Source organism: Streptomyces sp. NPDC055078, from assembly GCF_053607985.1.
In genome coordinates this window covers 1-13554 of the sequence record NZ_JBSGUP010000163.1, presented here as the reverse complement: position 1 = coordinate 13554, position 13554 = coordinate 1, and the positions used below count along the sequence as shown (strand labels likewise).

Here is a 13554-nt window from a genome sequence, read left to right as displayed (position 1 = left end):
GTGTCGACACGGCCCGCTCCGGCTCGGCGCACAGCCGCCGCAGCAGATCCGTGTACCGCAGGGCGTGCCGCGTCAGCGTCGGCCCGTCGTACAGCGCCGGGTTGGCGTCGAAGTCCAGGCGCAGCCGCCCGCCCGCGCACTGGACGACGGAGACCGAGAGATCGTCCACCGGGCCCGACGCCAGGGTGACGACCTGGCCGGGCACGCCCGCGAAGTCGAGTTCGGTGTCGAACGGGCGGAGGTTGAGCAGTGGCCCCGGCAGTCGTGCCGCTGCCGGGGCGCCCGGGCGACCCGTGGCCTCGGTGTTCTCCCGGTGGGCAGGTTCGCCGGGCCACACCTCGCGTGCGATGTCCTCGCCACGGAAGCGCTGGTGGGCGCGGATGGCGGCGAACTCCCGGACGGTGCGCTCCAGCAGGGTGGTGAAGGTGTCGTCGTCGGCGACCGGCAGCCGTACGGGGACGATGTTCACGGCCATGCCCGGGACCCGCAGGGTGCCCGGCGCGGTGCGGGCCATGGCGTACAGCGCGAACACCGGGTCGCCGGTGCCGGTGTGCAGCCGCAGTTGGACCGCGAGCGCCGCTGTCACGGCTTCCGCCCAGGTGGCGCGGGCCGTGCGGGCGGCGACCGCGACCGCGGCCGCGGCCCTTCGGTCCAGCACCACCGTATGGCGCAGGGCGGTGTCCGATGGCGGCGCGGAGTCCGGTACGAAGGCGGTGGGCCGGGGGCGGTCGGCGTAGCGGGCGGTCCAGTGGGCGCGGTCGGCGGCCTGTTGTGGGGAGCCGGTGTAGGCGTGCTCGGCGTCGACCAGGGTGGCGACGGACGCGAACGGGGAGTCCGGCAGCCGGGTCCCGCGCAGCCGTGCCGTGTAGACCTCGGCGATCCGGCGGGTCAGCAGCGCGACTCCGTAACCGTCGACGGCCAGATGGTGGAAATACTGGAACAGCAGATGCCGTTGCGGGCCCACCGTGACCAGGACGGTGCCCGTGAGGGAGGGAGCGGGGCGGTCGCCGGGAGCTGGTGAGGCCCCGGGCGGTATCAGCAGCAGATCCAGCCGGGGCGGGCAGGCGAGCTGCTCACGGACCAGTTCCACGGCGGCGGCCACCGGATCGGCGGCGCCCGAGGTGTCCAGCCGGGGCAGCCGCCACCGCCCGGCGTCGAACGGCACCGCCTCCTGATACGCCCGTCCGCCCTCCTCCCGGACCCGGAAGTGCAGCCAGGGGGCCTCACCGAGGGTGTGCCGTACGGTGTCCTGGAGCACATCGAGGTCGACCGGTCCGGTCAACTCGATGTACTGGCCGACGTTGTACGCGGCGTTGCCGGGGTCGGCACGCTGTGCGGAAAGTACCTGGGCCTGGGCCGCGGTGAGTTCCAGCGGCGCCGGAGCCACGGGCGCGCGGCAGGTCCCCGTACGGGCCGTATCCGTCGTAAGGGTCGCGTCTGACATCTCGCCTTCCGTGGCAGGGGTTCTGGTGGCTTCGGCTGTGCCGCGCGGTCCCGGGACCGAGTCCGGGCCGGGTGCCGGGTTCGAGACCGGGCCGAGGACCGGGTCCGGTACCGGGGTCCAGGAGGCCCAGGAGGTCGAGGAGGTCGAGGACGACACGGCGGGCCCTTCAGCCGCTGTGCGCGGCGACACCGCGCGCGGGCGCGGCGGCCCGGGTGTCGAGCCGGCCGCGTACGTCGTTCTCGGCCCGGCGCAGCAGCAGCGAGTCACAGATCTCGCCGGAGCGCACGGCCAGTGTGGACAGCAACGATGAGGTGATGCCGTGTGTGTGCTCCGTACCGGCGCCCTGGAGATAGATGCCCGCGCGCACCCGGTCCGACGTCAGCAGCCGGTGGTCACGGTCGATCCGCAACCGTCCCTGACCATCTGTCAGACACTCCTCCGCGAGCGGGCCCAGCAGCTCCCGGGGATCGGCCGGCCGGTACCCGGTGGCCAGGACGACCGCGTCGCAGTCGAGGTCGAGCCGCTTGCCCGTGGTGAGCGAGTGGACCACGGCCCGGGCGCCGTCCGGCAGGTCCTCCACCCCGGTCAGGGCGGTGGTGTTGAGGATGCGCAGCCGCTCGGTTCCCGCGACCTTCTCCTGGTAGACCGTGCGGTAGAGCTGCTCGATCAGCTCGCCGTCGACGACCGAGTAGTTGGTGTTGCCGTGGTAGTCGAGGAGGGCGCGCTTGACGTCCTCGGGAGCCTGGTAGAAGTCGTCCACGGCCGACGGGTCGAAGATCCGGTTCGCGAAGGGGCTGTCGTCGGCCGGGCTGTACCCGTAGCGGGTGAAGACGGCACACACCTCCGCGTCGGGGAAGGTGCGGTACAGATACTCGGCGGTCTCGGCGGCGGACTGCCCCGCGCCCACCACCGCGAACCTGCGGTGGGGCCGCTCCGTCAGCCCCGGGGCCCGGAACAGCAGATCCCGGTTGTGCCAGACCCGGTCCCCGGCGATGACACCCTCCGGCAGCTGTGGGCGCAGCCCCGTCCCCAGGACGACATTGCGGGCCCGTACGACCCGCTCGGGTGCGGCCGGGTCGTCCACCGCGCGGGAGACCACCTCGACACACTCCACCGGGCCGTCGCCTCCCACCGGGCCGCCACCGAGGGGGCGGACCGCGACGGCATCGTGCCCGTACGACACCTGCCCGCTGAACCCGGCCGCGCACCAGCGCAGATAGTCGTGGAACTCCACCCGGGTGGGGAAGAAGCTCTTCTGGTTGATGAAGTCGGCGAGCCTGCCCCGGTCGTGGAGATAGCGCAGAAAGGTGAAGCGGCTGCCCGGGTCGCGCATGGTGGCGAGATCCTTCAGGAACGACACCTGCATGGTGGCGCCCTCCAGCAGCATGCCCTGATGCCAGCCGAAGTCCGACTGCCGCTCCACGAACGCGGACCGCAGCTCCCGGCCCGGGGCGCTGTGCCCGTTGTGCTCCTCGATGGCGATCGCCAGGGCGAGGTTGGCGGGGCCGAAGCCTATGCCCACCAGATCCTGGGTGGGGACGGTCTCCTGCTGTGCGATGCTTGCGTGCCCTGCCGACATGCTCATCCTTAACTCGGTCCGCTGGCCGGTGGGTCGCGGCCGGTGGGTGATGGGGTGTCAGGTGTGGTGCGGGTTCAGGTGGTCCGGCGAAGGGCTCGGCCCGGAGCCTGTGGCGCCCGTGTGCCGGGACGCCGTCAAACCGTCCGTCAGCCGTCAGCCGTCAGCCATCAGCCGAGAATCGCGGGCAGTGCCGCGACGAGCGCGTCCGCCTCGTCCTCGGTGACGGTCAGCGCCGGCGAGCCGTACGGTGTGCGGATCGACGGCGTTCACCAGGAAACCCGCGTCCTGGGCGGACCGCTGGACCCGGGGGGCGACCGGCTCGCTCAGCGCGATCCCGAGGAGGAGCCCCGCACCGCGCACCTCGCGCACCAGCGGATGCCCGGCCCGCTCGATTCCGTGCCGCAGCCGCTCGCCGACCCGCCGGACCTGCGGGAGCAGCCCCTCGGCCCCGATGGTGTCCAGGACGGCGAGGGCGGCGGCGCACGCCACGGGGTTGCCGCCGAAGGTGGACCCGTGCTGGCCCGGCGTCAGCAGTTCGGCCGCCGGGCCGAAGGCGAGAGTGGCCCCGATCGGCAGCCCGCCGCCGAGCCCCTTCGCGAGGGTCACCACATCGGGGGCGATCCGGTGGTCGGCCTGATGGGCGAACCAGTGCCCCGTACGCCCGATCCCGGTCTGGACCTCGTCCAGCACCAGCAGCGCACCGCAGGCGCGGGTGATCTCACCGGCCGCCCGGAGATAGCCATCGGGGGCCGGAACCACCCCGGCCTCGCCCTGCACCGGCTCGATCAGCACGGCGGCCGTGTCGTCAGTGACGGCGGCCCGCAGCGCGACCGTGTCCCCGAAGGGCACATGGGTCACAGGGCCCGGCAGCGGCAGGAACGGCTCACATTTGCCCGGCTGCCCGGTGAGCGCCAGCGCGCCCATGGTGCGGCCGTGGAAGCCGCCGTCGGTGGCGACGATTCCCGGGCGCCCGGTCCTGCGCGCGATCTTGAAGGCCGCCTCGTTGGCCTCCGCGCCGGAGTTCGAGAAGAACACCCGCCCCCGCCGGCCCGCCAGCCGCAGCAGGTGTTCGGCGAGCGCGACGGGGGGTTCGGCCGCGTACAGATTGGACACATGGCCCAGCCGGGCGATCTGCTCGCTCACCGCCCGGACCACCGCCGGGTGGGCGTGGCCGAGGGCGTTGACCGCGATGCCGCCGGTGAAGTCCAGATACGCGGTGCCGTCCGCGTCCCATACGGTGCTGCCCTCGCCGCGGACCAGGGCCAGCGGGGGAGTGCCGTAGGTGTCCATCATCACGGCCCGCCAGCGGTCCGTCAGCTCGGCACGCTGCCCGGCCGACTGCCCGGCGGGCCGCCCGGTCTTCCGCTCAACCCGCTGCTTTCCGGCCAGGGTCGGGGTCATCGGTGGTCCTTTGTGTCTCGGGCGCCGGGGGTGCACCGCGCGCCCTGCGGTTCGGAGGGACGGTCATCCGGCGTGAGGGTGGGGCGGTCCGGCCGTGGGGAGGGACGGTCCGGCACAGCGGCGGGACGGTCGGGCACGACGGTCGTCCCGGTGTTGCCGTCGCCGGAAGCGCCGGAAGCGTCAGAGGTACCGGAAACACCAGAGGCCACGGAAACACCCGAGACACCCGAGACACCCGAGTCGCCGAAGACATCGAGGAGCAGCGAGTGAGGCACCCGCCCGTCGAGGATGTGTGCCATGCGCACCCCCGCCCGGACGGCCCGCAGACAGCCCTCCATCTTGGGGACCATCCCGCTGGCCAGCGTGGGCAGCAGCTTCTCCAGCTCGCTCGCCGTCAGCCGGCCGATGACCTCGGTGCTGTGCGGCCAGTCGGCGTACACCCCCTCGACATCGGTGAGCATCACCAGCTTCTCCGCGTCCAGCGCGACCGCCAGCGCGGCGGCGGCCAAATCGGCGTTGATGTTGTAGATCTCCCCGTCGGCGCCGCGCGCGACGGGGGAGACGACGGGGATACGGCCCCGGTCCAGCAGCGCCCGCAGGGTGTCGGGGTCGACCCGGACGATGTCGCCGACCAGCCCGATGTCCACCGGCTCGCCGTCCACCAGACCCGGGCGGCGCACCGCCGTCATGGTGTGCGCGTCCTCGCCGGTCAGCCCTACGGCGAACGGGCCGTGTGCGTTGATGAGCCCGACGATCTCGCGCTGGACCCGCCCGGCCAGCACCATCCGTACGACATCCATGATCTCGGGCGTGGTCACCCGCAGACCCGCCGCGAAGCGGACCTCCAGATCGAGGCGGTTCAGCAGTGCGCTGATCTGCGGGCCGCCGCCGTGGACGACGACCGGGCGCAGTCCCGCGTACCGCAGCGAGACCACGTCCCGCGCGAACGCCTCCTTGAGCTGCTCGTCCACCATCGCGTTGCCGCCGAACTTGACGACTACGACCCGGCCCGCGAACGGCTCCAGCCACGGCAGCGCCTCGATCACCGTGCGGGCCCGGCCGGGTGCCCGGGACCCCGGCGGCCGGGATTCCGGCTTCACCGGGTCCGTCACGGTCCGCTGCCCCGGCGGCCGGGACACCGGCTTCACCGGGTCAGCCGCCCGCTCCGTCACCACCCCGGGGCCGGTCATGAGGCCGCCGCCAGCGACGGCCCGCAGTCCACCACGAGCGCCGCATCGCCGAGCCGCTCGGCCAGCGCCCCCGACTCTCCGTGCGGCAGCGCCAGAAAGACCACATCGTGCCCGGCGAGAGTCCGCGCCGAGGTCTCCTGCAGCAACCGGTCCGGAAGCGAGGTCAGTTGGGGCTGTACTTCGCTCAGCGGCCGTCCCGCACTGCTGCACGCAGTGAGCGCGCCGACCTCCACCTCGGGGTGGCCCGCCAGCAGCCGCAGGATCTCACCCCCGGCGTATCCACTCGCGCCCGCCACAGCCACGCCGTAGGTCATCTCAGGAATCTTCTCTTTCGATCGCTGGAGACACGCATCTGGCGCCGGTCCGCCGACGGGAACTTAGCTTAGCCTAACCTAAGAATGTGGGGTTGGGGTGGGGGTGTAGGGGGCGCGGGGGCGTGCCACCAGCGGGGATGCCCCCCCAGACCCGGCAGGCCAGGCAGGCTCAACGGGCCGGGCGGGCCGTCCGACTGCTGACGGTGGAGCTGGCGTCGAACTAGCTTTGCGGAACGTCCTTGACGAACACGATGCCGTCGAGTCCGGCCAGGTGGGCCGGGTCCAGTGAGGCGTAGCCGAACCAGGGGGATACGCGGGGCGTGGGCCGTGTGTCGCCGAGGGCGGTGGCCAGCCGGGGGGCGTCGATGAGGCAGCGGTCCTCCGTGAGCGCGTACAGGAGCCCTTCGACGGTGTCCGATGGCGGGGCGTCCACTCCCTGGTGCCGGATCGTGCCGAGAGCCATGGCCACGAAGGCGTACTCCTCGCGCTCCTCGCCGAACTGAGCGTTCACCAGCGCACCGGCGCTCCACCACTCCAGCGGCATCCCGCCCATCCGCATCGAACTCCTGGCCCGCTGGAGATGGGCGTTGTGGGCGAAGAGCAGCGCCGGGCCCCGAGCGGCGACGGCGAGGAGGTTGTGAGCCATCATCTGGTCCCGTACGCCCAGCAGCCGGTTCATCCGGGCCGGTGAGATGTCGGCCATCCAGTGGTGGTAGCGCAGCAGGCCGGTCGCGGTGCGCGCGTACAGGCGTGCCCGGTCCCAGTCGTCCCGCGAGGACGCCGTGACCAGATACGGTGTCTGCTCATCGAGCAGCGCCGCCAGGTCGGCGGCGAGCAGCCGCAACTCCCCGGCCTCGGCCGACTGCCCCACGGACCTGGCCGGGTCCATCATCGCGGCGGGATCGGTCCACCGGTCGTCGGCGCCGAGCAGGCGGTCGAGCCTTCCCCGGGTGCAGGGGAGCAGATCCGCGTCCACCCAGGCCGAGAGATAGCCATGGAGTGCGGTGAGGGCCCGCCGGGGGCTCGCGGGGCCGGTGATCTCCAGCGGGCCGTCGAACCCGGCGAAGCGGAGCCGCTCGGAGGCGGGCCGGCCGTCGTTGTCGGCGCGGACGTTGTAGGCGCGCATCCAGCGCACGAGTTCGCGATTGGCGGTTGACGCGCCGAACCCATGGCTGAATCCGCGCGCCATGACGTCGTCCAGGGTGCCCGTGCCCCACGTCACGTAGTCGTCCACGATCAGGCCCATCACGCAGTCGCTCTCGATCGCGATCGTCCGGTAGCCCTCCTGCTCGATGAGCTGCCGGAAGAGTTCGTTGCGCAGATCGAGCAGGGCGTCCTCGCCGTGGGTGGGCTCACCCAGCGCGAGCATCCGAGGCGGGGCCGGGAACAGCCTCATGACGGCGGCGGCATCGACGGCAGAGGTGGTGTCCTTGATGTCAGTAGCCATGCCTTAAACGGTATCGTTGAACCTTCGGTTGAAGCTTTTCACAAGAATACCCACGGTATCGTCGGTCCCATGGGGAAAAATCTTCAAAGGGCCGAGCGGCTCAGGCCGGTTGATCTGGCACGCGCGCACGGTCTGTCCACGCAGTCGATCAGGAACTACGAGGAGGCCGGCGTCCTTCCGGCCGCAGGTCGCACCCCCCACGGCTACCGCACCTACACCGCGCTGCACGCGCGGGCCCTGGGCACGTTCCTCGCCCTGGTGCCCGGCCACGGGCACCAGACGGCGACGTCGATCATGCGCGCCGTGAATCAGGGCGCGGTCGCTGAGGCGGTGCGCCTCATCGACGAGGGCCACGCCCAACTCCTCGACGACCGGCGGACCCTCCAGGCCGTGGAGAGCGCCCTCCGCGACCTGGCACCGGCTATGTCGCCCGAACCCGACGCGGCGGTGTCCGGCTCCGGGTCCGGCGGCACATTCATCGGCCCGCTGGCGGGGCAGCTCGGAATCCGGCCCGCGACCCTGCGCAAATGGGAACACGCCGGCCTGGTGCGCCCACGCCGCGACCCGCTCACCGGATACCGCCTCTACGACGAGGCCGACGTACGGGACGCCCGGCTGGCCCACCAGCTCAGGCGCGGCGGCTACCGGCTGGAGCAGATCGCCCCCTTGATCGCCCAGGTACGGGCGGCGGGCGGCCTTGAGCCACTGGAGGCCGCACTGGGCGACTGGCGAGGCCGACTGTCCGCGCGTGGGCGGGCGATGCTGAGCGGGGCGGCCGAACTGGAGGCGTACCTTCGCGAGCGCGCGGTGTAGATCGCCGTCGTCTTGGACGCCGAGGTCATCCGGCCGTTCCTCCGGACCCGGGTCCTCGTCCTGGGCGCGAACCATCGAGTGGCTTCACCATCACCGCGAAGAGCGGTGAATCCGGGAAGGGCTTCTGCTCGCCGACCTTCCGGTAGCCCCCAGCTCTCGTACCGCCCCTGGACGTTACGGGATTCGGCTCACTTTCGTAGGCATCAGTTCGGTCCAGTCGCGAGCTTGTGCGGATTGCGGAGCCAGTTCGAGAAGGTCTCGGTGGTAGTCGCCGATGCGCACACGCATGCGTCCCGGAAGTGGTGTTCCGTCCATCAGCCCGAAAACGGTGGTGGCCGTTTCGTACGACTGCTCCACGTCCCCCTGGTGCAACTGTGCGCGTGCGAGGCGTGCCGTGCCCATGGCGCGGTTGCGGCGGAAATGCTGAGGGATTCGGGCCAGGGATTTGTGGATGGCGCACTCGGCTTCTTCGGGGTCTCCGAGTTGCAGGTGGACGCCTGCTGTGACCGCCAGAAGCTCTCCAGGGCCGTAGAAGGCCATCCAGCTCGGGCGCTCCTGGGCGGATGCTCTGGTGAGCGCATCCTCGGCCTGACCGATGCTGCGGAGCGCGGCCTGCCGGTCCTCGCGCTCGGCGTGTCCGGCCCCCGCTCTGGTGTGTGCGAGCGAGGCGAACAGGGGGTCCCGCCGCGAGAGTGCCGAGGTCTGGATCACCTGAGCGGCAGCCAGCGCGTCTCCAAAGCGCTTGCGCTGGGCGGCGACGATGGAGACGTTGTTCCAGATGCGGAACTGCGTGGCCGGGTCCCGAGACATGCCCGCCAGTGTCATGGCACGTTCCAGATGGCTCTGAGCCCGATCCAGTTCGCGATTGTCGGTGCACGACCATCCGGCCAGAGCTGTGTAGTCGGCTGCGAGACCGAAGAGCCGACGCTTCACAGCGCCGCTGGCGTTGCCTTCCTGAAGGGTGAGGACGACCGACGCGCCCGCGAGGGCAGCGCCTTCGAGAGCGGCATGACCGCCACGGTCGTCGTCCACACACTTGAGGACGGTGAGTTCGGCCGCCAGCCGGTCCACGTCAGAGTGCCCGACCCGGCGCGGTACAGCGTGCGAGGGCACGGTTACGGCGACGGTGACTCCGGTGGCGGCTGTGATGAACGTACGACGGCGCACGGGCACCACCTCCTCCGGTGGTGGTGCCACGAATCGGGGTGGCCTGAAACCTAGTTCCTCCACTGAGCATCCGAACACCCTTTCCAGCGCCACACAGGTCCGGGCGGGTGCGGTGCTCGTGGACGAGCGGGAGCGTGTCCTGACCCTGCGCCACCGTCAGTCGTGGGCCTTTCCCGAGGGTCCGCCCGCCCTCGGGGACCACTCCCTCGGCTACACGGCCCTGCGCGTCCTGCGCGAATGCACCGGCATCCAGGACGCCTGGGCGATTCCGGGTGCGGAAGCCCCTCTGGTCATCGACACCGACCGCCCGGACGACGACTCCCGTCTACGCGTCGGTTTCCGCTACCTCCTCCGTGCCCACTCCGGCGCTCTGCTCTCCACCCTCTCCAGAACCGGCCACGCCCGCTGGCTCCCCCTCCCCGACATCGCACCCCGCCTCGCATCCCGTATCCGCCCCCGCCTGGCGATCGTCCCGTGAGCCACAAGACCCAGCAGATCGCCTGCATCCTCGCGGTATTCGCGCTGGGCGGCTCACTGGCCTGGGCGGTACTCAGCGGCGGTACATGAGAGCATGGCGTGGCTCACTACTCGGGCAGGCGCTGCCCACGCCAATGGTCGGCCTGCCAGCCGATATGTGAAGGAAGGCTGCAATGCCCGAACCTCAAGAAGTAAGTAAAATCATGCACTTGGCTGCCTGAAGCCCCAGGTCAGGAAGTGTGATCCCCGCGCACGCGGGGGTGGTCCTCAGCAGGCCGTCATTCTCTGCATGAAACCCAAGTGATCCCCGCGCACGCGGGGGTGGTCCCTCGTTGACCAGACCCCCGTACCCCGTCATCACGTGGTCCCCGCGCACGCGGGGGTGGTCCTCGGTAATTACGACGTGCGGCAATGGGAGCGCAGTGGTCCCCGCGCACGCGGGGGTGGTCCCTTACGAGCATAACGCTCGTAAGTCGAGGGGTCGTGGTCCCCGCGCACGCGGGGGTGGTCCCCGCGAGACCGAGGACGGCCAGGCCGCGATCGAGTGGTCCCCGCGCACGCGGGGGTGGTCCCCCGTGGCGGACCGCGCGCCTGCGCCGACGCCGGTGGTCGCCGCGTACGCGGGGCGGCCCACGCCCCACAGCGTGCCCCCCGCACAGCAGGCCGCAGCGCACCCCCATGCGGCCCCACGTGCGATCCGCACACCCAGCCACACGCGCGAGTGGTGACAGCGACGACTGTCTCGCCCCGGGGCCGCTGTGACAGGTTTTCTCCCGCCAGCACCGAGGTCACACCGACACTCAGCGAGGGAGCGCGCGTGAACCCCGAGTACGCCGCGTACTGCCAAGCGGATCGTGATTTCTACGATGCGCCGCACCGCCCCGCGCCCGGTTCCGGTGACGGCTCCGGCGCGGCGGACGTGCTGTACGAGGCGGCCCGGACCGGGGCGCCCGAAGGCTGGGAGAGTTCGCGGCGCGGTGACTGGTTGTCGTTCAGCCCGGTCGGGCTGAAGCTGCCGCCGCAGGGCTGGAAGATTCATGTGTCGGCGGCGATGGACAACGCTGAATCGATCCTGCGGCGGGTGCTCGACTACTGCCTGCCCCGGCGGCTGCCGGTCAAGTTCATCCCCGGGCCCGCGCTGCTGCATCTGCGCAACGCGAAGTACGCGGACCGGGCGGGCAGCGGCAAGTTCATGACGGTCTATCCGCACTCCGAGGAGCGGTTCCCGGAGATCTGCGCGGATCTGGTCGCGCTGCTGGCGGGGGAGCACGGGCCGTACATCCTGAGTGATCTGCGCTGCGGCGACAGTCCGGTGCATGTGCGGTACGGAGCCTTCGCGTCCCGCTTCTGTCCCGGTCCCGATGGCCGGCTGGTGCCCGCCGTCGCCGATCCGACGGGCACCCTGGTCCCCGACCCGCGCGGCCCGTCCCTGCACATCCCGGACTGGGTGACGCCCCCGGCGTTTCTGCGGCCGTTCCTGGCGGCCCGGACGGCCGTGGGGACGGGCGGGATGCCGTACGAGGTCACGGGCGCGCTCCACTTCTCCAACGGGGGAGGCGTCTACCGGGCACGCGACACCCGCACTGGGGAGAACGTCGTCCTCAAGGAAGCCCGGCCGTACGCGGGGCTCGCCGCCGACGGGGCCGACGCGGTCGCGCGGCTGGAGCGCGAACGCACCGCGCTGGAGCGGCTGGCCGGGCTCGACTGCGTACCGAAGGTGCTCGACTCGTTCGAGGTGGGTGAGCACCACTTCCTCGCCCTGGAGCACATACCCGGCATCACGCTCAACACCCTGTTCGCGCGCCGTTTCCCGCTGAGCGCGCCCGACCCCACTCCTCAGCAGCTCACCGAACACGCGGCCTGGGCACGCGAGTTGTACGGCCTGGTGGAGCGAGCCGTAGCCGCGGTCCACGGGCGCGGTGTCGTCATCAGCGATCTGCATATGAGCAATGTGATGGTCTCGGAGGACGAGACCCGGGTGGTGCTGCTGGACTTCGAGGCCGCGTCCCCGGCGGCGGAGGGGCGGCGGCAGATCGTGGCCAACCCGGCTTTCGTCGCCCCCGCCGACCGGCGTGGCGTCGACATCGACCGGTACGCGCTCGCCTGCCTCCGGCTCGCGCTGCTGCTCCCGCTCACCACCCTCTTCGCCATCGACCGCCGCGCGGTGACCAGGCTGGCGCGGAACGCGGCCCGGGTCTTCTCCTTACCGGAGGACGAACTGCGCCCGGCGGTGGCCGAGATCCTGCGCGAGCCGGCACCACCCGGCGCCGGACCCGTGGTATCCGCTGCGGCGGAGGCGCTCGCCCCGGCAGTGGAGATACCCGCTCCGGAGGAGGCACCCGCCCCTGCGGACTGGCCCCTCAGCAGGGACTCCATGGCCCGCGCCGTCATCGCGTCCTGTACGCCCGACCGCGAGGACCGGTGTTTCCCGGGCGACATCGCCCAGTTCGCCTCCCCGGCCGGAGGACAGTGCTTCGCCCACGGTGCGGCCGGAGTGCTCTACGCACTCCACGAGACCGGCGCTCCCCCCTGCCCACCGGCCGTCGAATGGCTGCTGGCCAGATCCAAGGAACCCACGTCCGGCACCCCACTCGGCTTCTACGACGGACTCGCGGGCATCGCCTGGACGCTCAACCGCCTGGGCCACCCCGAACAGGCCGCCGAACTGGCCCAGTTGATCATCTCGCAGCCGCTCGGCGGACTGACATCCGATCTGCACAGCGGCCACGCCGGAATCGCCCTCGCCCTCGACGATCTGGCCCGTGCCGCGGCCGGCGCCGAAGCGGCGGCGCTCACCGCCGCCGCCGACCAGTGCGCCGCGCTCGCCGCCCGAGCCGTCGACGCCGGGCCGCCGTCCGCCCGTACGGGCCTGCTGCACGGCGCGACCGGGCTCGCCCTCCTCTTCGTACGGCGGTACGAGTCCTCCGGAGACCCCGCCCTGCTCGATCTGGCCGCCGCCGCGCTCCGGCGCGATCTGGCCCGCTGCCGCAGCGGGGCCCATGGCGCGCTGCTGGTGGTCGAGGGGAAACGGACGATGCCGTACCTCGGGGCGGGCAGCGCCGGGGTGGCGATGGTCATCGACGAGTATCTGGCCCACCGGCACGACGAGGTGTTCGAGACCGCGCGCCGTGCGATGCAGCCGGGCCTGTGCTCCGCCTTCTATGTGCAGCCGGGGCTCTTCAGGGGAGTGGCCGGACTGGTGCTCCAGCTCGCCAGGACCCCGGCGGGCGAACCCGCCGACCTGCGGCGGACCATCCACCGCCACATCGAACTCCTCGGCCACCACGCCATGCCCTACGCAGGTGAACTGGCCTTCCCCGGAGAGCAGTTGATGCGCCGGTCCATGGACCTGGCCACCGGCACCGCCGGCTGTCTGCTCGCCCTCGGGAGCGCACTCGACGCCACCGCTCCGGCGTCGCTGCCGTTCCTCACGCCGCACCAGCGGCCCCAGACCCGGTCCCAGCCAGGGACCGTGCACCAATGAGAATCAAACAGTCCCCACGGAAGGAAATCATCATGGCGCTGCTCGACCTCCAGGCCCTGGAGACCCCGGAAGAGGAAGCGTACGGCGATGTGGCGACCGGCAGCCAGGTCAGCCTGCTCATCTGCGAGTACAGCTCGCTGAGCGTCGTCCTCTGTACCCCGTAACCAGGTGCCCACGGGCGGATCGGTGAGCCGAGGCCGACCGATCCACCCGGTGTGACGCTGGGCCGGTCCCGGGC

At 71.6% G+C, this 13554-nt stretch carries 9 protein-coding genes, 2 pseudogenes and 1 CRISPR repeat array; of the genes and pseudogenes, 4 read left to right on the top strand and 7 right to left on the bottom strand.

Annotated elements, in window-relative coordinates; all coding sequences use genetic code 11:
• From ACWF94_RS16310 to ACWF94_RS16285, 6 genes and pseudogenes are all read right to left on the bottom strand, one after another.
• On the bottom strand, nt 1-1444 hold a 1444-nt coding region (locus ACWF94_RS16310; RefSeq protein WP_453488027.1), incomplete at its 3' end, for a condensation domain-containing protein.
• A 166-nt stretch (nt 1445-1610) separates the two neighbouring features.
• Nucleotides 1611-3023, bottom strand: coding sequence for a lysine N(6)-hydroxylase/L-ornithine N(5)-oxygenase family protein (locus tag ACWF94_RS16305; protein WP_453488025.1), 1413 nt, complete (start codon nt 3021-3023; stop codon nt 1611-1613).
• A gap of 167 nt (nt 3024-3190) precedes the next feature.
• A pseudogene (locus ACWF94_RS16300) lies at nt 3191-4316 on the bottom strand (acetylornithine transaminase).
• 104 nt (nt 4317-4420) lie between these two features.
• On the bottom strand, nt 4421-5470 hold the full coding sequence (gene argB / locus ACWF94_RS16295; protein ID WP_453488030.1) for an acetylglutamate kinase: 1050 nt from the start codon (nt 5468-5470) through the stop codon (nt 4421-4423).
• A 164-nt stretch (nt 5471-5634) separates the two neighbouring features.
• A pseudogene (locus ACWF94_RS16290) lies at nt 5635-5928 on the bottom strand (N-acetyl-gamma-glutamyl-phosphate reductase); the annotation flags it as partial.
• Nucleotides 5929-6148: 220 nt separating this feature from the next.
• Nucleotides 6149-7375, bottom strand: a complete 1227-nt coding sequence (locus tag ACWF94_RS16285) for an erythromycin esterase family protein (RefSeq protein WP_453488023.1) — start codon at nt 7373-7375, stop codon at nt 6149-6151.
• Nucleotides 7376-7444: 69 nt separating this feature from the next.
• Here ACWF94_RS16285 and ACWF94_RS16280 point away from each other — a divergent pair, with 69 nt between their 5' ends.
• Complete coding sequence (locus tag ACWF94_RS16280) at nt 7445-8188, top strand: TioE family transcriptional regulator (RefSeq protein ID WP_453488022.1); 744 nt, start codon at nt 7445-7447, stop codon at nt 8186-8188.
• 174 nt (nt 8189-8362) lie between these two features.
• Here the strand turns inward: ACWF94_RS16280 and ACWF94_RS16275 are convergent, their stop codons facing one another.
• Nucleotides 8363-9355 (bottom strand): hypothetical protein, encoded by a 993-nt coding sequence (locus tag ACWF94_RS16275; RefSeq protein ID WP_453488021.1) that lies wholly within the window; start codon nt 9353-9355, stop codon nt 8363-8365.
• Between ACWF94_RS16275 and ACWF94_RS16270 the strand changes: the two genes are divergently transcribed.
• The 3 genes from ACWF94_RS16270 to ACWF94_RS16260 all read left to right on the top strand — a co-directional run bounded on the left by ACWF94_RS16270 (nt 9336) and on the right by ACWF94_RS16260 (nt 13480).
• Nucleotides 9336-9833, top strand: a complete 498-nt coding sequence (locus tag ACWF94_RS16270) for an NUDIX domain-containing protein (protein ID WP_453488028.1) — start codon at nt 9336-9338, stop codon at nt 9831-9833. The two genes, ACWF94_RS16275 and ACWF94_RS16270, sit on opposite strands and share 20 nt — an antisense overlap.
• 242 nt (nt 9834-10075) lie before the next feature.
• Nucleotides 10076-10404: a CRISPR direct-repeat array (repeat unit 24 nt; unit sequence TCCCCGCGCACGCGGGGGTGGTCC).
• A 245-nt stretch (nt 10405-10649) separates the two neighbouring features.
• Nucleotides 10650-13316 carry a class III lanthionine synthetase LanKC gene (lanKC, locus tag ACWF94_RS16265; RefSeq protein WP_453488020.1) on the top strand — a complete coding sequence of 889 codons (2667 nt, stop codon included), beginning with the start codon at nt 10650-10652 and terminating at the stop codon, nt 13314-13316.
• Between the two features lie 32 nt (nt 13317-13348).
• Nucleotides 13349-13480 (top strand): SapB/AmfS family lanthipeptide, encoded by a 132-nt coding sequence (locus ACWF94_RS16260; protein ID WP_453488019.1) that lies wholly within the window; start codon nt 13349-13351, stop codon nt 13478-13480.
• Nucleotides 13481-13554 lie beyond the last annotated feature (74 nt).

Coding starts and splice junctions, on each gene's coding strand:
- ACWF94_RS16305 (WP_453488025.1), bottom strand. CDS start 3,023: ATGTCGGCAGGGCACGCAAGCATCGCACAGCAGGAGACCGTCCCCACC.
- ACWF94_RS16285 (WP_453488023.1), bottom strand. CDS start 7,375: ATGGCTACTGACATCAAGGACACCACCTCTGCCGTCGATGCCGCCGCC.
- ACWF94_RS16280 (WP_453488022.1), top strand. CDS start 7,445: ATGGGGAAAAATCTTCAAAGGGCCGAGCGGCTCAGGCCGGTTGATCTG.
- ACWF94_RS16270 (WP_453488028.1), top strand. CDS start 9,336: ATGAACGTACGACGGCGCACGGGCACCACCTCCTCCGGTGGTGGTGCC.
- ACWF94_RS16260 (WP_453488019.1), top strand. CDS start 13,349: ATGGCGCTGCTCGACCTCCAGGCCCTGGAGACCCCGGAAGAGGAAGCG.